Raw genomic sequence first — 19,339 nt, forward strand, 5'->3', positions numbered from 1 at the left:
TGAACACCGATGCTGTATATATGGATGCCCGAAACCAATGGAACATGGTATTGGTCGGCAGGGGAAAATTGGTTGCAGGCACAAAGTCTTGAACAGTTGATTCAGGACTTGCAAGAGCATCATGGAAAAGAGGCTGTGGTTTATTTTCCAAGCCGAAATGCGCAATTATTACAGCAACCAATGACCAAGGCACATTACAAACAATTGGGACAGGAGGGCGTTAAATACCTCTTGGAAGAGTTTGTCACCTTGCCAATTGATCAAATGAAAGTAGTTCATCATTTTCAAAATGATCAGCTTAATATCTTGGGGGTGGCGCAATATTCGATTGAAACATGGCAACATGCACTGAGTCTTTTGCCGATCCAGATTACAGCATTCTTGCCTGACTTTTTGATTGCACCTGAACCAGAACAGGATCAAGTGGTACTACTCAATCTTTATGATCATTTGCTGGTGAGAGAAAATACTTGGTTTGGAAACTCAGTCGATGACCTCGCGTTATACCTTGAATTTCAAACTGCAGAAACACAATATAAATTTGCCAATCTTAATGCCAGCCAACTGGAAAGTTTAGCTACCGCATCTAGTAAAGATCAGCGGACCGAATTTAGTTATCAATTTGAACAACTATTAAGACCTAAACAGCATCCTTTCAATGTTTTACCTAAAGCTAAAAATGCTGAAACACAATGGTCAGGATATTGGAAAGCTGCGGCTGCCGTATTGTTGGCTGTGATTGTTGTACAGCTTGGTTATGATGCCTTGCGTTGGTCGAAGCTGAAAAAAGTTGCGGATCAAACCGCAAGCCAAGCGATTGAGCAATATAAATATTGGTTTGGTGAGAATAGCCGTGTCACCGAACAAAATATTAAAAGCCAGTTTGAAAGCCAATTGCGTATGAGTCAACTTGGTGATACGCAAGCACTTTCGCTGTTAAGCCGCGTTGGACCAATTTTGATGCAAAAACAAATCGTTGCTCAGCAGGTGAGTTATGATGCCTCAACTTTGGCTATGTCACTCAAAGCAAAATCTGCGGATGATTTACAAGGATTAACTCAACAATTAAACCAGCAAGGTTTCCAAGCTGAATTAGGCAATATTCAGGCGGATACAGTTGGTGCAATTGGGGTGGTAAAAGTAAAATAATGAAAGCATTAACACGATTACAAAATAGCTTTGATCAGAAAATTGAAGCGTTAAATGAATATCTACAAGGCTTATCTGTCCGTGAACGGGTAATGGTGATTTTTACCACCATTTTTGTCATTGTGACCGTGATTGGTTTTGCTTTGTGGAAAACGCATGCATTGGCAGACCAACAACAAAAACGGTTAAATGAATTAAAAGATCTAACCGTGTGGATGCAGAGTAATGCGGCGACAATGAAGCCTGCAAATGATGTGGGATTGACTGCAGCAGATAAAATACAACGAACGGCCCAACAACAAGGTTTGGCTGTTTCTTCACAGCAAAATGGTGAGCAGATTCAGCTTGTTGCAGAACACCAGAATTATGCTGTGTTGGCTAACTTTTTGATGCAGTTGTCTCAAATGGGTATCAGTATCCAAAAAATGGATATGGTCTCTAACAATAATCAGATTAAATTAACTGCAACAGTACAGTAAGCAATTAAAAACCCTATGTCAGGCATGGCGTTTTGATACGCCTATGCCTATAATGTGCCTACTTGAAAATCAGTAGACTGTGATTGGTATGTTATATTCATTGGCTCGCCCTTTGTTGTTTACTTTAGCACCAGAGCGTGCACATGAACTGACTCTCTCTATGCTCGATAAAGCCCATAAAATTGGCTTTATGCATCAGAAAGTTGCGGCAAAACCTGTGACCTGTATGGGAATTGAATTTCCAAATCCTGTTGGTCTTGCGGCCGGTTTAGATAAAAATGGTGCGCATATTGATGCTTTAGCTGCATTAGGTTTTGGTTTTATCGAGATTGGAACCATTACTCCACGTCCACAAGCAGGTAATCCTCAACCACGTTTATTTCGTATCCCTCAAGCAAAAGCCATTATTAACCGCATGGGTTTTAATAATGATGGCGTGGATAAACTGATTGAAAATGTAAAAGCGTCAAAATTTAAAGGTGTTTTAGGGATCAATATCGGTAAAAATGCGGACACACCTGTTGAAGATGCAGTATCTGACTATTTGATTTGCCTAGAAAAAGTTTATAATTACGCTTCTTATATTGCGGTTAATATTTCATCGCCAAATACAAAAAATTTACGTAGTTTGCAAAGTGGTGATGCGCTCACTGAGTTGTTACAAACTTTAAAAGATCGCCAACTCGAACTGGCAAATCAATATAATCATTATGTTCCTCTCGTTCTTAAAGTGGCACCAGATTTAACTTCAGAAGATATTCAATTCATTGCAGCACAATTATTGCAATTTAAAATTGATGGACTAATCGTAACCAATACCACGCTAGGGCGTGAAGGTGTTGAAAACTTGCCAAATGGAAACGAGGCAGGTGGTTTGTCAGGTGCACCCGTATTTGAAAAGAGTACCGAATGTTTAGCTCAATTTGCCAAAGTATTGGCGGGTCAAATTCCATTGATTGGTGTCGGTGGTATTTTGTCTGGTGAACAAGCGGTTGCCAAACAGCAAGCTGGAGCGAGCTTGGTACAGGTTTATAGCGGGTTGATTTATACCGGCCCAACACTTGTGAAAGATTGTATTAATGCGATGACTGTGTGAAATGAACACACTTGATATCATCATTCTGGTCATTTTGCTCATTGGAGGGCTGAACGGTTTGCGTCAAGGATTTATCAAAGCCTTTGCGAACTTGATCGGATGGATATTCGCATTGATCATTGGGGCAAAATACGCTGTGGTTTTGGCACCTGCAATGAGCAGTCTAAGCCAAGACCCTGTTGTGCAAAAAATCGCAGCATTTGCCTTTATTGTGTTGATCATTGTGGTGTGTACATGGATTGTGTCCGCATTACTGAATGGGCTCTTGAAAAGTCTGAAATTGGGCCCATTAAATCGTTTAGCAGGTGGAGCATTTGGTTCTCTCAAAGGATTACTGATTGTATTGATCGCAATGCAGGGTTTAGGACCTTGGGTTGAGAGTTCACCGCACTGGAAACAGTCTAAATTTGTACAAATTCTATTACCTTATGCACCTTTGGCAACTGAATTGTCCAAAGATGCAGCAAATCAAGCTTTAAATCAAATGACATCGGAAGGCGCGTTGTTACATCGCCCTTCGACTGAAATGGACCAGTCAGAACGTGCTTCAGTTGATGAGCGTTCTGATCATTCGACGAAAAATCCTTTTTATTAATCGCTAGCTTGTCGCGAGGTTGCTATGTGTGGAGTTGTTGGGATAGCCGGTAAATCACCAGTGAACCAAATGTTATTTGATGCCTTAACGATGCTGCAACATCGAGGACAAGATGCTGCAGGGATCGTAACCTGCCATCAAGGGCGTTTATTCCTCCGCAAAGATAACGGTATGGTACGTGATGTATTCCATACGCGTCATATGCGTGCATTGCTTGGTAACTACGGGATCGGACATGTTCGTTACCCAACTGCTGGTTCATCAAGCAGTGCTGAAGCACAACCATTTTATGTGAACTCACCTTATGGCATTACGCTTGCTCATAATGGGAACTTGACCAACGCTGCAGAAATTCATGATGATCTGTTCAAAACAGATTTACGTCATATGAATACTGATTCTGATTCTGAAGTTTTACTCAATGTTTTTGCACATGAGCTACAAAAGATCAGAACTTTAAATCCAAGCCCAGATGATATTTTCCACACCGTATCTCGCGTACATGAGCGTTGTAAAGGGGCTTATGGTGTTGTAGCGATGATCACTGGTCATGGCTTGGTCGGTTTCCGTGATCCAAACGGGATTCGTCCTTTGGTCTATGGTTCTCGTGAAACTGAACAAGGTGTTGAATACATTATCGCATCTGAATCTGTTGCGATTACCGCACTTGGTTTTAAAGTTGAACGTGATATCGCACCAGGCGAAGCGATTTTTATCGATTCAGAAGGGCAGTTGTTTACCAAACAATGCGCTGCGAATCCTGAATATCGCCCATGTATTTTTGAATATGTGTATTTTGCTCGTCCAGATGCCATTATTGATGGGATTTCAGTCTATAAAGCCCGGTTAAAAATGGGTGAAAAACTGGCGTATAAAATCTTGAAAGAATGGGGTGAGCAGCATGATATTGATGTTGTGATTCCAATTCCAGATACCAGTCGTACCTCTGCATTAGAGCTGGCAAATATTTTAGGTGTGAAATTCCGTGAAGGTTTTATGAAAAACCGCTATATCGGACGTACCTTCATTATGCCAGGTCAGCAGCAACGTAAAAAATCAGTTCGTCAAAAATTGAACCCTGTAGAACTTGAGTTTAAAGACAAGAATGTTCTATTGGTGGATGACTCGATTGTTCGTGGCACCACATGTAATGAAATCATTCAGATGGCGCGTGATTCAGGTGCGAAGAAAGTCTTCTTTGCTTCTGCCGCACCAATGGTGAAATATCCAAATGTGTATGGTATTGATATGCCAGCCAAGGCTGAGTTGATTGCGTCAGGCCGTACAGTAGAAGAAATTCGTGAAAATATTGGTGCAGACCGTTTAATTTTCCAAGATTTGGAGGATTTGAAAAATGCAGTTCGTACCAGCAAAGTACCAGATTTAACTGAATTTGATTGTTCGGTGTTTGATGGTGTCTATGTCGCGGGTGGTATTGATAAGGCATATCTGGATGCACTTGAGCAAAAACGTAGTGATGCTGCGAAAAGTAAATCAGATGGCTATATCGATGTGAATATTGATGCAGCATCAGTTGACTTAACTGGGATCAAAGAAGAGTAATCTCATCTTAATCTATAGAAAAGCGGGAATTTCCCGCTTTTTTATTTTATGATAGTGAATACGGAAATCCTAACTGAAACAATGTAATCGGGAAAACTTACATTGAAAGAAATGAGCCATTATTTAATTGAAAATAAAAATATTGCATGGTCAGTCAGTTTCTGTCTTATCGCAATGTTATTAACCGTCTTTATTCTCAATTTAATTTTGGGTTTGGTCGTTCATTTCTTTGATTATACCCAACCGATTTGGTGGCATGTACTTAGTCCGTATTTTATCGGTTTGCTTGTTTTGGTCTTATTCTGGTCGGTGGGTGCTGAACTTTATGTGCTGCGGGAAGGCGGTCACTCGCTGGCAAAGCAGCTAAAGGCACGTCGCTTGGTTTTCGATGAAAGTACGCCAGAAGAAAGTACTGCCTTAAAAGTTGTAGAGCAGGTCGCCAAGAGTTTTGATATTGATACGCCAGCGGTCTATGTACTTCCTGATGAAGTTGGGGTGAATGCTTTAACTGCAGGGTTTAGATCACAGGATATTGTGATTATTTTGACTTGGGGTGCATTACAAAATCTGGATGAACTTGAACTTTATGGCTTACTCAGTTATGAGTTTAACCAGATTCTATCGGGTGAAGCTGTTGAAAATACCAAGCTAAAAATTCTATATAGTGGTTTAACTACTTTTAGCCAGTGGGGCAGTAAGCTTGCTCAGGCGGGTTATAATCCCTATGCAACGACTTATCGAAATAAATTTGAGACCATCTTTGTTGCGATTGGTGGGGTGATTTGGTTAATCGGTAGTTTGGGTATTTTAATTACACGTTGTATTAAATATTTGACCTTAAGTGGCCGTACCTTCCGTAATGATCTCAAGACCATGCGCTTGATGAACAATAATGCCAATGTGCAAACCTTGTTACGGATTTATGTGCATCACTCGGGATCGCAGATCCATAGTGCTTATTCTGAGTCGATTTCGCATATGTGCTTTGCTAACTCGTTGAGTCCGCAGAGCTGGATGAATATTCATCCCAGTATTAAAGAACGAATCTACGAATTAAATCCAACTTTGTTGCAAGATCTGCAATTAGAAAATCTACGCAAGCTTCGTAATCGCCCGTTATTCAGCCTCTTTCGCTCGTTAGAAGAGGAAAGTGCCGAGCTCACCATGCCATGGAGTTCGCCACAGCCATTACCTTTATTGCGTTTATCACCGATTAGTTTTGCACTGAATGATGCAATCAAACCACTTAATCCAGAAGTTCGAAAGAATAAGAAACGCCCTGAATTAATTCAACGGGCAATGCAAACAGCGACAGGTTCTCGTGAGGTGATGGTTGCGATTTTGATGATTCGTCAGTATCGCGAATTTATTCCGCAAGAAGCACCGGTCAGCCATGCGATTGTCGATGCTTTATTGAATTTGGATGGTCGTATTCATGTGCAGATTTTCCATGACGCCTGTAAAAATATTGGGCATATGCCGACCAGTATTGCACGTCAATTCTTAACCAAGTTGGCGTGTATCATTCAAGAAGATGGTGAAGTCGGTTTGCTTGATGCATTGTTGTTGGAACGGGTGAAACATGAACTCAATTTAATGCCTGCACATTTGCCTGCGGCTTTTGAAGATGTCAAATCTCAGATTGTACATTTGATCGATGCCTTACTGCATGTACAGCAAATTAATAGTCCGAACCAGCTCGAAGTTCGTGAACGTATCTTGCAGATGCTTTTAACTGAAGATGAAATGCAAATTTATGCCGATATTTCAGATGAGCCTTTGGACTTGGCGGAAATTTTAAATGATGTCTCTGGTTTGTTATTACGCGAACGCCTTAATATCTTGTCAATCGCTGAAAGATGTCTCTGGAATGATCGAATTATTACCCAAGATGAATTAGATGTTTTAGGGCTTTTGTATTGGCGTTTAGGCTTTGATACACATGAAGTGGTCGAACAGATGCAGAAGAAAAATAGTTTGATGATTATTTAACAGAAATTCAGGCATTTGTCTGAATATTTTTTGCTAAAAGGTTACGTGACAATCACATAAAATGATGACATTTCAGGTTAAGCTTGCCGTTTATTTTTATTCTGCTATTACGTTCTTTTGAGTAAGTTATGGAACATATTGAAATTTTAAAAGCCTTGTTTTTAGGTTTTATTGAGGGTCTTACCGAATTCTTGCCCATTTCAAGCACAGGTCATTTGATTTTATTTGGTCATATGATCGACTTTCATTCAGATGATGGTCGTGTTTTTGAAGTTGTGATTCAGCTTGGTGCGATTTTGGCTGTGTGCTGGTTGTATCGTCAAAAGATTTTTGACTTGGTCAAAGGTTTCTTTAGTGGAGATGCTGAAGCACGTCACTTTGCCTTTAGTGTCTTACTCGCTTTCATTCCAGCAGTCGTGATTGGTATTTTTGCGGTCGATTTCATTAAGAGTGTTTTGTTTAGCCCGCTGGTGGTTGCTGTTGCTTTGATTGTGGGTGGTCTGATTATCTTCTGGGTTGAATCAAAGAATTTTGATCATAAAACGACAGATGCGACCAAGATTACTTATAAACAAGCATTCTTGGTGGGTTGTGCGCAGTGTGTTGCGATGATTCCAGGGACTTCACGTTCAGGTGCGACCATCGTTGGTGGGATGTTCTCTGGATTGTCTCGTAAGGCAGCAACCGAGTTTTCGTTCTTCTTGGCGATGCCAACCATGTTGGGTGCGGCGGTATTTGATTTGGCCCGTAATGCGGATGTCTTAACGCAAGACAATATGCTGAATATTGCTGTTGGCTTTGTCGCAGCCTTTATTTCTGCATTATTGGTGGTCAGTGCCTTAGTGAAATTTGTGGAACGCCATACTTTACGAGTATTTGCTTGGTACCGTATTGTGCTAGGTATTATTTTGTTATTTGTCTTTTTATAAAAATAAAAACATCTCCCTTTTGGCAACTGCGAAAAGGGAGATTCTCAGTTAAAATCCCCATTCTTTATTTTAAATCCTTCAGATCTGGTTCGATAGCACAATGACAATAGTGAAAATGAATGCTCGAGACTTAATTATTGATTTGCTGTTAGGACTTCAAGGTCGAGCGATTTCAATTAAACAAATCATTATTGCAGCGCGGCTTTTTGAAATCAGTGAAAATAGCATTCGGGTTGCTGTGACACGGTTATCCAGTGATGGCGTGATTGAAGCCATTGAACGTGGCGTCTATCAATTTACAGTTCAATCGCATGAATGGGCAAATGTCATGCTGAATCGTAAGCATGGAATTAAACAAACCAAAGTATGGAATCAGCAGTATCTAGCGGTTTTTACGGGTCAGCTTGGGCGGGTTGATCGTACTGCATTAAATCGTCGTGAAAGAGCACTCAAGCATTTTGGTTTTAAAGAATTAGAGCAAGGTATTTATATCCGTCCTGATAATTTGGTGATTGGTTTTGATCAACTGATTACGAAATTAAAAACTTCTGGTTTAGAAAGTAGTGCAAAGTTTTGCCAGATTAACCATTTTGATACCGAAACGTTGACTACGATTATTGAGCTTTGGTCTACACAAACGCTGAATCAAAACTACCAAAAATACAGCCAAATGATTCAACAGTGGTTGTCTACTGTTGATCAGCTCAGTTTGGAAGACGCAGCTCGAGAATCTTTATTATTGGGACGACAAACCATTTCCTTGCTGATGAATGATCCATTATTGCCAGAAGGTTTTGTTGATGTTCAACTTCGCGAGCAATTTGCGCAGAGCGTACAACAGTTGGATCAGACAGGTTTGGATGCATGGCAGAAGTTTTATGAAAGTAGTCTTGAGTAAATATTCATTACAAATATTACATAAAATCTAATTTTAATTTATTGACAGAAATATTACTTAATTTATAATAAAAATATAAATTGTGTAGTTTTAAAAATAAAACAAATGCAGGATAGGGATATGAATACACGTGTAGCGATTAGTGATTTATTCTCGCGAGAGGAAATTACTGAGTTAACAGCCAAGTCTGATGCGCAAGGCAGTTGGGCTGTGTTTTCGACATGGGCTGTGATTGGTGGAACTTTTGCGGCTGTAGCTAGCTCTTGGGAGTATTTACCTGCTTGGGGTAAATTACTCATGTGTGTTGCAGCCTTGGTCGTTTTGGCTGGCCGTCAGTTGGCACTCGCGATCATCATGCATGACGCTTCCCATCAAAGTTTATTTAAAACCAAATGGTTGAATGATACCTTGACGGATTGGTTATGCGCGCGTCCGATTTGGAATGATCTACATAAATATCGTGCCCATCATATGCGTCATCATAGTAAAACCTCTACGGTCGATGATCCTGATTTATCCTTAGTTACAGGTTTTCCAACCACGAAAAAATCCTTAATGCGCAAATTTATGCGTGATTTGTCTGGCGTGACGGGGTTTAAGTTTGCGGTTGGCCGAGTGTTGATGGATATTGAAAAAATGGAGTGGACGGTATCAAACGACCGCCGCTGGATTTCTCAGGAAGGCAAACACTGGAGCGATTATCCTAAAGCATTCCTAAAAAATAGTGGTGGTGCAATTGCAACTAACGCTGCTCTATTTTCAGCGTTGTGGGCAGCGGGGCATCCTAAACTTTATGCATTATGGGTTGTGGCGTATTTGACCCCATTTCCTTTATTCCTCAGAGTCCGTTCAATGGCAGAGCATGCAGGAATGGAAACCAGTCATAGTGCTTTAACCAATACGCGTACAACTAAGGCAGGCTATATTGCTCGTGCTTTGGTTGCACCAATCAATGTCAACTATCATAAAGAACATCATTTGATGGCAGCTGTACCTTATTTTAAATTGCCAAAAATGCACCAGATGTTAAGACAACGCGGTCATGTTGCCGAACCACCAAGCTATTGGCAAGTGCTGAATGAGCTTTCAGCTAAAGCGGATTAAATATTGGATTTTTTAGGGCTCTGTTTTAAATCGGGGCTCACACAACAGGAATGGTGGAAAAGAGTATGGCAATGGATAAACAAGAAATTATTGGATTTTTAGCACAAGAATTTCCGCAGGCGTTACAAAAAAGTACCATTGAGGAGATTCCTCCTAAGGGGGCACAGCTACTTTATCGAGTCGATGCAGGAGACCTCCGTCCAGGACAAACCGTTTCTGGCCCAACGCTGATGTTGATTGCAGACTATGTACTCTATATTGCCATCTTGGGGCATCTGGGACTGGTTGCAATGGCAGTCACTACCAATATGACCATTAATTTCTTTCGTAAACCCAATGGAAATCGAGATATTCGGGCTGTGTGTAAATTGATTAAGGTTGGTAAAACCTTGGTTACAGGAGAAGTTTGGCTATATTCTCTGGATGATGAAGAGCCGGTTGCGCATGTCATTGGAACTTATGCACTACCACAAAGTGCACCATCGATCTTAGGCGGATGAAACCTTCAAAATACTCGTGACAACTGAATGATTGGCTGTAAATCCGTTAAAAATAAAAATCTCGTCATAGGATAGTATCCACAAATAAGTTGAGATAAAGAGATAAAATAAATCTTATCTGGGAAGAACGAGATGATAATTAAAAACGGTTTAATTGCTTTGGCATTATTCGGATTCGCTGTAACAACACAGGCGAAGCAAACGGTTTGTGTGTTTGATCCAGTTGGTAAATCGGGTGATGCATTTGCACTGGCAAAAGATTATGCATTAGAAGCAAAAAAGTGGGGCGCAGAGATTGATTTGCGTGCCTATGTCGATGAGCGTGTTGCAGCTGAAGATTTAAAAGTCGGGCAATGTGATGGCGCAATTATCAGTGGATTGCGTGGTCGACAATTCAATAAATATGTCGGTTCACTTGATGCTGTTGGTGCTTTAACTGATTTGAAAACGGCAATTCTTGCTTATCAATTGCTCTCTAAGCCTCAAGCGGCAAAAAGTATGATCAATGGCCCTTATGAAATTGCGGGTCTTGGAACGATTGGTCCTGCGTATTTGTTTGTTGCTGATCGTAATATAAATACTTTGGCTAAGGCCGCAGGTAAGAAAGTTGGTGTATTTGCTTATGATGAAGCTCAACCGAAATTGGTTGCACAAATAGGTGCACAAGCTGTTTCAGTCGATGTGACCAATGCAGGGGCAAAATTTAATAATCATCAAATTGATATTGTTCCCGCGCCAATTGTTGCTTATAAGCCTTTTGAGCTTTATAAAGGACTCGGTGATAAAGGCGGAATTGTCAAATTTCCACTGACGCAAATTTCGGCAAATTTCATTATTCGAAAGGATAAATTTCCTGACGGGTTTGGGCAGAAATCGCGTGAATGGGTGGCGGGGCAACTCGGTCGAACGTTTAATATTATTTCAAAATACGAAAAAGAAATTCCAACCAAGTACTGGATGATTATCCCACCTGAAGAACAAGTCAACTATATGAAGATGATGCGTGAAGCACGTATCTCACTTACTAAAGCAGGAATTTATGATCCAAAAATGATGAACTTCTTGAAAAAAGTTCGCTGCAAACAAAATCCAAATAACTTTGAATGTGCGCTCAATGATGAGTAACCCATGATTTGATTGATGAACCTTCTTTATTGATTGTAATTTAGAGGGTTTTTAGTCAGTAAGGCGACACTATATTTTAAAAAACATAACAACATTTAGATATGAGAAAGTCAAAGAACATGCTACAACTAAGCTGTTCAAATTTATTTGTGCTCACGATTTTCTATTGATATGACGCTACCGCTCGACTTAACACCTTTATCGCAAATTGAATCAAATCAAGAACATATTTTAGCGATCAAGCGTAATGATTTATTACCTTTATTGAACGATCCGCATCGTTTATGTCATTACGCAGATCATTTGGTTCAAGCTCAAAGCGTCTTGCTGAATGGTGTCGATCCTAAGTTAAATCAGCAGCTCAGCGAAGTGATCACTCAGATTATTCAGCAGCTGTCTTTATCCAAAAAGTTTTTAGGCACACGCCGTTTTAATGCACTGCAAAAATGGTTGGGCATTGATATTGAATATGATGCTGGGCAAGTGAAATATGTTAAAGATTTAGATCGTTTGATTAATGAAGCGAATTATTTGAGTCAACGTTTGCAAATCGAAATCCAAAAATCACAATCGCGTCTACAGCAGGCATTGGGTTTAAGAGAGCAGATGGCTGCTTATATTCAGGCAGCCGATCAATTCTTGATTGAGTATCCTCAGTTTAGTAAGCAGCAAGTGCTGGATCATTTTGTGGAGCGCTTATCTAAAAAGGTAAATACTTTACAAACCTTACAGAGCAGCAATGATATTGCAATCAAACAGATGCAGCTTTCACAGCATTTATCTTTTAGCTTGCTTGATCGTTTTAAAGAGGCACAACAGATTTTAATTCCAGCATGGCAATATCATTTAAAGCAAAGTCGGGAATCCAATTCGACTGCGACGATTGAGCAGTTGGATAAAAGCCGCGAAGATTTAATCCAAAATTTGAAAAAATCATTACAGAAATAAGAGGGAAATATGATGTCAGATTCAGAACTGAGTAAGGTATCTCATGAGCTTGAAATTAAGCCCGAGCAGCGTTTTGAGCAGTTGAACTTAAAAGACTTAGGTCTACAATCTCAAGATTTTGCTGAAGTGATGGATGCGCATAAAGAACTGGCCGATATCAGTACGACTGCTGTTGCAGAATATGGCAAAAATATTGCCAATAAAACCTCAACCTATACCGATGAGTTGTTGAATCTGGTACAGAACAAAGACCTTGATGCAACTGGACAAAAACTCAATGAAGTGGTGCAAGTCGCTCAGCAGTTAAATACTTCAAGTATTTTAAATAAATCTAAAAGTTCAGGTTTTTTTGGTGGCTTATTGAGTAAGTTCAAGAATGCTAAACAAAATTTTGATCAGCATTTTAATACCACCAAAGAGCAGATTGATGTATTGGTCAAAGAAATTGAAAGCTCACAATCAGGTTTGAAAGCACGTGTTGGGACATTGGATAAAATGTTTGATGCGGTTCAAGATGAATATAAGCAACTAGGTGTTTATATTGCAGCGGGTCAGTTGAAGCAGCAGGATATTCAACAGCAAATTACGACTCTGACAAATCAGGAACAAGATCAACAGACCACACAACAGATTTATGATCTTAACCACTTAGCCAATAACCTTGAAAAAAGAGTCAGTGATCTTCATGTTTTACAGCAGTCTGCAATGCAGACTTTACCGATGATTCGGATCATCCAGTCGAATAACTTGATGTTGGTAGACAAATTTTACGCGATTAAAAACATCACATTACCAGCTTGGAAAAATCAAATTAGTTTGGCAATTTCGTTGCAAGAGCAAAAGAATAGCGTCCAACTTGCCAAAGCCATTGATGATACTACCAATGAATTATTACGTCGTAATGCTGAGTTATTGCATCAAAACTCAGTTGATACGGCTAAAGCCAATCAGCGTTCCGTGATCGATGTTGAAACCCTTGAACATGTACAAAACACCCTCATTAAAACAGTAAATGATGTGATTCAGATTCAGAAAGAAGGGATGCAAAAGCGTGCCGAAGCGACAACCCGTTTGCGTGCTTTGCAAGAAAATTTGAATCATCTGGTGCTTGAAAATAGCCAACCACCTAAATCTTGATATTGCTAATTTTTGAAGGAAAGATCATTGTCACCCATAGAAGATTTTAGTGTACAACCGATTGACCAGCGTTTAGATGTGTTAAAAAAACGTCAACGCAATTTAATGATCTGGTTTTTTCTGACCAGTACATTCGTTGTTGTTACAATCGCTGGTCTGTTTTTGCAAAAAGAATTTATCTATCGTTTCTTTGATCTTTCTGTACATGTACAGGCTTTAGATTTGCCTTATCATGTACAGGATCTTGTTCCTTTTAAGCAACCCGTCGATTATCTTTTTAATCTATTATCATGGTTCGGCTGGCTGTTTCTCAAACTTTTTGTCTCATTTATTGGCGCTTTTTTACTGCTTAGTTGGGCCAAGAAATTTAAATTTTTTCAGCAACGTTTTCAGGCATGGACACAGCGTATTCTGGCGTGGGTGATTTCATTTATTTTACTTTGGTCAGGTCTGACCTACATCCAGTATGACTGGAAAGATGAAACTAAGCAGGCTTATCAACAGTGGATGAGCTATCAAAACAATATTGTTGAAAGTCAGATTGCTCAAGATTTACAGCAGGCCAATATTTCTTCGACTGAAAAAGCTTATGTCTTGGCGCAAGTGGCCTTATTGCATCAACCTGTCGATCGCAAGACCGCTAATGTCTATGTGAATCAATTAATTAGTGCAGAGAAAACCAATCCAGCTCAATTTAAAGCATATGACTTTAAACCTGAACAGCTGTGGGTCATGCAGCAGCAACTATACGGTAAGAGTATTACCTCAATCACGCAGCCCTTAGACCTGCGTGCGCAGCAAGCCGAACGTATTTCTCAGATTGTGAATGTCATTTTATGGGGCTTGATTGTATTGGCTGTTGCTTTAAGCGCAATTTTATATGTGCTCGCCAAACATTTGAAAAATCGTCGTGTGAGGATTGGTCAAAAACTGGATGTCTCTTAATTTTAAGTTCGGTTTATCCGATCAAACTCATAAAAACATACTGTTTTACCTATTCAGTGCTTTTGCGTACTATAGCCTCATTGAATGAATTTAGCCGATTTGAACGTCTTAGAATTTGGAGTAATACATGTTAGATCAAAATATTAAAACTCAATTAAAAGCTTACTTAGAACGTTTAGAAAGTCCAATCGAGTTGGTTGCTGCTTTAGATGACTCCGACAAAGCAGAAAAAATTAAAGAACTCGTGACTGAAATTGCTGAACTTTCTGGCCAAGTTACGGCGCGTTTTGACGGTTCAAACGCTCGCCGTCCTAGTTTCGGTGTGGCCAAAGCAGGTGAACAACCACGTGTGTTCTTTGCTGGCTTACCGATGGGACATGAGTTTACTTCTTTGATCTTGGCATTATTACAAGTATCAGGTTATGCGCCTAAAGTATCTGATGAAGTACTCACTCAGATCAAAGGCTTAAACTTAACAGCGAACTTTGATGTGTTTGTATCGCTCAGCTGCCATAACTGTCCAGATGTGGTTCAAGCTTTGAACTTGATTGCGATTAACAATCCAAATACCACGGCAACCATGGTTGATGGTGCTTTCTTCCAAGACGAAGTTGAAGAACGCAAAATCTTAGCTGTACCAATGGTGTTCCAAGACAATCAGCATATTGGTCAAGGTCGTATGACTTTGGAAGAAATCGTTGCCAAGTTGGATAGCAATTCAGCTGAGAAAGATGCAGCAGCAATCAATGCCAAAGATGCATTTGATGTATTGGTGATTGGTGGTGGCCCTGCGGGTGGTACAGCAGCGATTTACGCGGCACGTAAAGGCATCAAAACGGGTATTGTGGCTGAACGTTTTGGTGGTCAGGTAATGGACACGATGGACATTGAGAACTTCACCACAGTACAAAAAACTGTAGGTCCTCAGTTCGCTCAAGACATGGAAGCCCATGTCCATGAATACGGTGTCGACATCATGAACTTACAACGTGTCAGCAAGATCACTGGTGCAGATCAAACGGCCAATGGTCTGGTTGAAGTGGAACTGGAAAATGGTGCCAAGCTTGAATCAAAAACCATTATCTTGTCTACAGGTGCACGTTGGAGAGAAATGAATGTACCGGGTGAAGCTGAATACCGTACTCGTGGTGTAGCGTACTGCCCACACTGTGATGGTCCATTATTCAAAGGCAAACGTGTTGCGGTGATTGGTGGTGGTAACTCAGGTGTTGAAGCAGCGATTGACCTTGCAGGGATTGTTGAGCATGTGACTTTGGTTGAGTTTGATATCAAACTTCGTGCAGACCAAGTATTGCAAGACAAATTAAATAGCTTGCCAAATACCACTGTCATCTTAAATGCACTCAGTACTGAAGTAGTGGGTGATGGTGCTCAAGTGACAGCATTGAAATATAAAGATCGTGCCACTGATGTTGAACACACAGTTGAACTTGCAGGGATCTTTGTACAAATTGGTTTATTACCAAATACAGATTTCTTAAAGAACAGTGCGGTTGAACTCAGCAGCCGTGGCGAGATCGTGATTAATGATCGCAATGAAACTAATGTCAAAGGTGTCTTTGCTGCAGGTGACTGTACGACAGTACCGTACAAGCAAATCATTATTGCTACAGGTGAAGGCGCGAAAGCATCATTGTCTGCCTTTGATTATATGATCCGTTCTGGTGTGTAAGTAATCCCTTAAAAAAAGCCCCAATTATTTGGGGCTTTTTTATTGTGTTTAGTTCTTCGGTTTATATAAACCGTGATCGACAAGGTGTTCACGCAAGATACGACGTAATTCTAGAACTGCTTCTGGGGTCTCTTGAATTGAATGGCCGCCCGTGAAAATCTTCTCGGAAACAGCACCATCTAAATGTGCACTCTTATAAGGAACAATCCCGTCTGTAATGACATTTGGATCATCACTCTTGGTAATGTTGCCCATAATCGAGTGAAAAACCAGTCCATTTTCAGGCGGAATAGAGGCGGTTAATTCCATAAATTTGGATTTTTTACTGAGATCACTTGGCCCATTTTGAATTACATCATTGGTCAGGGTTTTAACGAATTCTTTTAAATCCATATCATCACTGGTGAGTGTATCTGCCAAAGTGGTCAAGAAGGTTGCAGGGAGTTTGATGATTTTACGTGCTGCTAGTGTAAACCAGCGATCAGCAAAGTCAGTTCCTTTATGTGGAGCAGCCAAGAAAATGGCACGATCAAAATTAGTAATCGGTTCCATTTTAAGCCGTTCACCAATCACAGGATGCTTGCGTAAACGCGTTTGTTGACGGCTACTCATCATGGTGAGTGCCTGTTTAGAAATATCAGCATTGCTCACCAAGAGTCGGCTGATAATGCCTCCCATACTATGCCCAATTAAAACTGCATCTTGTGCTGCAGCATCTTTATTGTTGAGTGAGCCAAAGGCTTGTTTTAATAAGGCATAAATTTGAAAACGGCTTTCCAGAATCGGCATATTGGTTGAATAAAACACTTGCCAAACTTGATAGTGTTCACGTAGTACCGCATCACCCATAATATCATTAGTGACCGCAATCCATGCCTCAGGGCTGCTGGCAAGACCATGCACCAATACAATCACTTTCTTGTTCGGATTATAGGGTTCCAGCATATAGAGATGTGGCATGGTCAGATGCTGATCACGATCAATTAAAGTTAAATAAGCCGCTGCACCTAAATTATTCTCAGCTAACCAGAGTCCATAAGGTGCAGAGAAATTGGCTGCAAGCGAATATTCTTTACCTGCAATACTGACTTTCTCTACGCTATAAGGGTCATAAACCTTTACTTCAAAGTTTGGATTATTTAAAACATCATTAATGGTTGCGGCTGCATTCTTGGGTTGCGCAATAATGGTTGCGGCTAAATAACGTGCTTTATGAATATTAGGGTTAATTCCATTTGGATAGCTATAACTTAATGGATCAAGAATATATTTATTTTCGCCATGGGCTGCATCCGTTGAAGGAAACACGGCCACGAAATCTGAACCGAAACCATCACGGCGGTTAATGGCTCGTAAGCCCGAAAAGTTCATGTTATAGCTGGAAATAAATTTCTCCAGCTTCATATTTTGTAAGCGTTGATAGGATTGAATGTCTATCGTATAGGTGCTTTTGCCAATTTGAATGGTAGGGCTAATGGTTTTAGAGGGATTTCTTAAACTATGCACATTCACCAATTTGGTTAAAGCTTGGTTGTAAAAGTCTCGAATCTGGACCTGACGGTTATCAAAAATGCGTTCTTGCGGTTGTCGTGTCGTTTTGAACAAATATGCATAGCTATAACGGATGCTTTTATCTAAAGCTTCAAGCTCTTGATCTAAGCATTGCTCATAGGTCTTTTGTATGGCTTTCTGTTCTTCCTCAGGTTTGTGTTTTGTCAGTTTACTGATTTTACATTCGGACGCGTCGGACAGACTCAGCGCTTTTGAGAGATAGAGTTCGCTCGCTGTAGATAAAAGTTGCTCATCCTGGATTTGCGGAATTTTGTGTAGATCTGCAATGCACTCATTTGGTGTTTGCATACACACTTTGGCTTCTTTGCCCGACATCGACAAGACATTGAGGCTGGCTTCACTGAGTTTTTTTTGCGTAAGAATGCTGTTACGTTCGTTGGCAATCGTCACATTGAGAGCTTGTTGTTTGATACTGACAACTTGGCAGCCACTCATCACGACGGTGCTTAGGAGAGAGATAAAAAATAGACGCTTATTCGGTGTAAATGCTAGCATGGTATGTCAGCAATTTCGCTGGAAGATTGTAGCTATAATACGAAAATCGAATGTTTTTTCAATCATAGATAAAAAAATAGACTGCACACAGCAGTCTATTTTTGTAATGCGATTCTACAAGCTCAATTAGTTCAGAACTTGCCACACATTCCAGCGTTTTCCGGCTTCAACTTCTTTGATCAAACGATCAGTCACTTCTGCTTCGTCAGGATAGTTGATTTTATAGTTTTTCAAGGTTTGAAGCGCATTTTTCTTTTGCTCTAACCATAAATAGTTGTTGGCAGCAGAAAGATAAGCTTCTTGGACGCCACCTTTCATTGCTTTGTCTAAATATGGAATAGCCTCACGTTGACCACCACCTTCTGATAAGCCAAAACCGAACCAGAAGTTGGTTTCAGGATCATTCGGGCTGATCGCGAGAATACGTTGCGCATAAGTTAATGACTTTGAAGTATAAGATGTACCTAAGTCTAAGTTACGTGCCATCACGCTTGCTTTAAACGCACGAGTCAAGATATCTAAAGAAGCATTTGGCTTTTCGGCTAAAGCATCTAGTTTCTGCGTGGTTTCTTTTAACTTGACTTCATAGCCCTTACGTTCTTGACGTTCTGGGAAACGAGGTGGATAGTGACGTGCTTTACCTTCAACTAATTGTAAAAAGTCATCGATTTCAGTGACATCAATTTCATTCTCACCAGCAAGAACCGCATATTTCATGTTGCGTTGTTTGTTGTCAATGGTTGGGATAATGAGCTTGTTGATATCCAATGTTGTTGATTTTGATGGATCATTTTGTAATGACACGACCATTTTCGTGACAGGCTGAGCCGCAGCATCTTTGATCGCAACTTCAAAGCTTGGTGGGGCATCATACTTGGTTGGATTTAAAGCATAGAATGGAGGAGTTGGGTCTGGTTCCTTAAACACAAAGGGTTCAGCAACCTTCTCTTTTTTAACAGGGGCAACGCCACAGGCCGTCAAAAAAGAAGTTGAAAGTACAAGTAATGCCAAAGGCTTAAAATTCATGCTTTACATCCATTAATTTTAGTTAAATGAGAAGTAGATCGTTGGTTTCACCAGTCTAGGAAAAGCAAAACCAACTTGCAATGAGAAGCTTGT

Annotated in this window: 17 protein-coding genes; 15 read left to right on the forward strand and 2 right to left on the reverse strand. The window is 40.3% G+C overall.

Going from position 1 to position 19,339, the window contains the following annotated elements; translation table 11 throughout:
- The first annotated feature begins 9 nt into the window (after positions 1–9).
- From gspL to ahpF, 15 genes are all read left to right on the forward strand, one after another.
- On the forward strand, positions 10–1,149 hold the full coding sequence (gspL, locus tag F902_RS09405; RefSeq protein WP_005202915.1) for a type II secretion system protein GspL: 1,140 nt from the start codon (positions 10–12) through the stop codon (positions 1,147–1,149).
- Positions 1,149–1,628 (forward strand): type II secretion system protein GspM, encoded by a 480-nt coding sequence (gene gspM, locus F902_RS09410; RefSeq protein ID WP_005189530.1) that lies wholly within the window; start codon positions 1,149–1,151, stop codon positions 1,626–1,628. Before gspL ends, gspM begins: the two co-directional genes overlap by 1 nt.
- 88 nt (positions 1,629–1,716) lie before the next feature.
- Entirely contained in the window at positions 1,717–2,724 is a 1,008-nt protein-coding gene (locus F902_RS09415; protein ID WP_005202924.1) for a quinone-dependent dihydroorotate dehydrogenase, read from the forward strand.
- 1 nt (position 2,725) lies between these two features.
- Complete coding sequence (locus tag F902_RS09420; RefSeq protein WP_004807899.1) at positions 2,726–3,319, forward strand: CvpA family protein; 594 nt, start codon at positions 2,726–2,728, stop codon at positions 3,317–3,319.
- A gap of 24 nt (positions 3,320–3,343) precedes the next feature.
- A complete protein-coding gene (gene purF / locus F902_RS09425) occupies positions 3,344–4,882 on the forward strand; it encodes an amidophosphoribosyltransferase (protein WP_004807897.1) in 1,539 nt (512 codons plus the stop codon).
- A 102-nt stretch (positions 4,883–4,984) separates the two neighbouring features.
- Positions 4,985–6,874, forward strand: a complete 1,890-nt coding sequence (locus F902_RS09430) for a M48 family metalloprotease (protein WP_026057540.1) — start codon at positions 4,985–4,987, stop codon at positions 6,872–6,874.
- 128 nt (positions 6,875–7,002) lie between these two features.
- Positions 7,003–7,803 carry an undecaprenyl-diphosphate phosphatase gene (locus F902_RS09435; protein ID WP_004807892.1) on the forward strand — a complete coding sequence of 267 codons (801 nt, stop codon included), beginning with the start codon at positions 7,003–7,005 and terminating at the stop codon, positions 7,801–7,803.
- Between the two features lie 100 nt (positions 7,804–7,903).
- Entirely contained in the window at positions 7,904–8,701 is a 798-nt protein-coding gene (locus F902_RS09440; RefSeq protein WP_005202934.1) for a PaaX family transcriptional regulator C-terminal domain-containing protein, read from the forward strand.
- A gap of 120 nt (positions 8,702–8,821) precedes the next feature.
- The gene (locus tag F902_RS09445) at positions 8,822–9,805 is read left to right on the forward strand and encodes a fatty acid desaturase family protein (protein WP_005202937.1); all 984 of its coding nucleotides are present in this window, start codon (positions 8,822–8,824) and stop codon (positions 9,803–9,805) included.
- Between the two features lie 65 nt (positions 9,806–9,870).
- Entirely contained in the window at positions 9,871–10,305 is a 435-nt protein-coding gene (locus F902_RS09450) for a PaaI family thioesterase (protein ID WP_005202939.1), read from the forward strand.
- Positions 10,306–10,437: 132 nt separating this feature from the next.
- Entirely contained in the window at positions 10,438–11,430 is a 993-nt protein-coding gene (locus tag F902_RS09455) for a putative solute-binding protein (protein ID WP_005202941.1), read from the forward strand.
- Between the two features lie 171 nt (positions 11,431–11,601).
- Positions 11,602–12,378, forward strand: coding sequence for a hypothetical protein (locus F902_RS09460; protein WP_005202944.1), 777 nt, complete (start codon positions 11,602–11,604; stop codon positions 12,376–12,378).
- Positions 12,379–12,390: 12 nt separating this feature from the next.
- A complete protein-coding gene (locus F902_RS09465; RefSeq protein WP_026057541.1) occupies positions 12,391–13,515 on the forward strand; it encodes a toxic anion resistance protein in 1,125 nt (374 codons plus the stop codon).
- Positions 13,516–13,542: 27 nt separating this feature from the next.
- Positions 13,543–14,460: a hypothetical protein gene (locus F902_RS09470; RefSeq protein ID WP_005202948.1), complete on the forward strand. Its 918-nt coding sequence runs from the start codon at positions 13,543–13,545 to the stop codon at positions 14,458–14,460.
- Between the two features lie 127 nt (positions 14,461–14,587).
- Complete coding sequence (gene ahpF / locus F902_RS09475) at positions 14,588–16,153, forward strand: alkyl hydroperoxide reductase subunit F (protein ID WP_005202949.1); 1,566 nt, start codon at positions 14,588–14,590, stop codon at positions 16,151–16,153.
- A gap of 48 nt (positions 16,154–16,201) precedes the next feature.
- Here the strand turns inward: ahpF and F902_RS09480 are convergent, their stop codons facing one another.
- Positions 16,202–18,220 (reverse strand): esterase/lipase family protein, encoded by a 2,019-nt coding sequence (locus F902_RS09480; protein WP_005202951.1) that lies wholly within the window; start codon positions 18,218–18,220, stop codon positions 16,202–16,204.
- A 126-nt stretch (positions 18,221–18,346) separates the two neighbouring features.
- Positions 18,347–19,246 carry an ABUW_2363 family tetratricopeptide repeat lipoprotein gene (locus F902_RS09485; protein WP_005202952.1) on the reverse strand — a complete coding sequence of 300 codons (900 nt, stop codon included), beginning with the start codon at positions 19,244–19,246 and terminating at the stop codon, positions 18,347–18,349.
- Positions 19,247–19,339 lie beyond the last annotated feature (93 nt).

Origin of the sequence: Acinetobacter higginsii, from assembly GCF_000369525.1 — a bacterium.
Lineage (GTDB): Bacteria > Pseudomonadota > Gammaproteobacteria > Pseudomonadales > Moraxellaceae > Acinetobacter > Acinetobacter higginsii.

What these genes read in the sequence shown, in the direction of transcription:
- gspL (WP_005202915.1), top strand. Translation starts at nt 10, where the DNA reads ATGCTGTATATATGGATGCCCGAAACCAATGGAACATGGTATTGGTCG.
- gspM (WP_005189530.1), top strand. Translation starts at nt 1,149, where the DNA reads ATGAAAGCATTAACACGATTACAAAATAGCTTTGATCAGAAAATTGAA.
- F902_RS09415 (WP_005202924.1), top strand. Translation starts at nt 1,717, where the DNA reads ATGTTATATTCATTGGCTCGCCCTTTGTTGTTTACTTTAGCACCAGAG.
- F902_RS09420 (WP_004807899.1), top strand. Translation starts at nt 2,726, where the DNA reads ATGAACACACTTGATATCATCATTCTGGTCATTTTGCTCATTGGAGGG.
- purF (WP_004807897.1), top strand. Translation starts at nt 3,344, where the DNA reads ATGTGTGGAGTTGTTGGGATAGCCGGTAAATCACCAGTGAACCAAATG.
- F902_RS09435 (WP_004807892.1), top strand. Translation starts at nt 7,003, where the DNA reads ATGGAACATATTGAAATTTTAAAAGCCTTGTTTTTAGGTTTTATTGAG.
- F902_RS09440 (WP_005202934.1), top strand. Translation starts at nt 7,904, where the DNA reads ATGACAATAGTGAAAATGAATGCTCGAGACTTAATTATTGATTTGCTG.
- F902_RS09445 (WP_005202937.1), top strand. Translation starts at nt 8,822, where the DNA reads ATGAATACACGTGTAGCGATTAGTGATTTATTCTCGCGAGAGGAAATT.
- F902_RS09450 (WP_005202939.1), top strand. Translation starts at nt 9,871, where the DNA reads ATGGCAATGGATAAACAAGAAATTATTGGATTTTTAGCACAAGAATTT.
- F902_RS09455 (WP_005202941.1), top strand. Translation starts at nt 10,438, where the DNA reads ATGATAATTAAAAACGGTTTAATTGCTTTGGCATTATTCGGATTCGCT.
- F902_RS09460 (WP_005202944.1), top strand. Translation starts at nt 11,602, where the DNA reads ATGACGCTACCGCTCGACTTAACACCTTTATCGCAAATTGAATCAAAT.
- F902_RS09465 (WP_026057541.1), top strand. Translation starts at nt 12,391, where the DNA reads ATGTCAGATTCAGAACTGAGTAAGGTATCTCATGAGCTTGAAATTAAG.
- ahpF (WP_005202949.1), top strand. Translation starts at nt 14,588, where the DNA reads ATGTTAGATCAAAATATTAAAACTCAATTAAAAGCTTACTTAGAACGT.
- F902_RS09480 (WP_005202951.1), bottom strand. Translation starts at nt 18,220, where the DNA reads ATGCTAGCATTTACACCGAATAAGCGTCTATTTTTTATCTCTCTCCTA.
- F902_RS09485 (WP_005202952.1), bottom strand. Translation starts at nt 19,246, where the DNA reads ATGAATTTTAAGCCTTTGGCATTACTTGTACTTTCAACTTCTTTTTTG.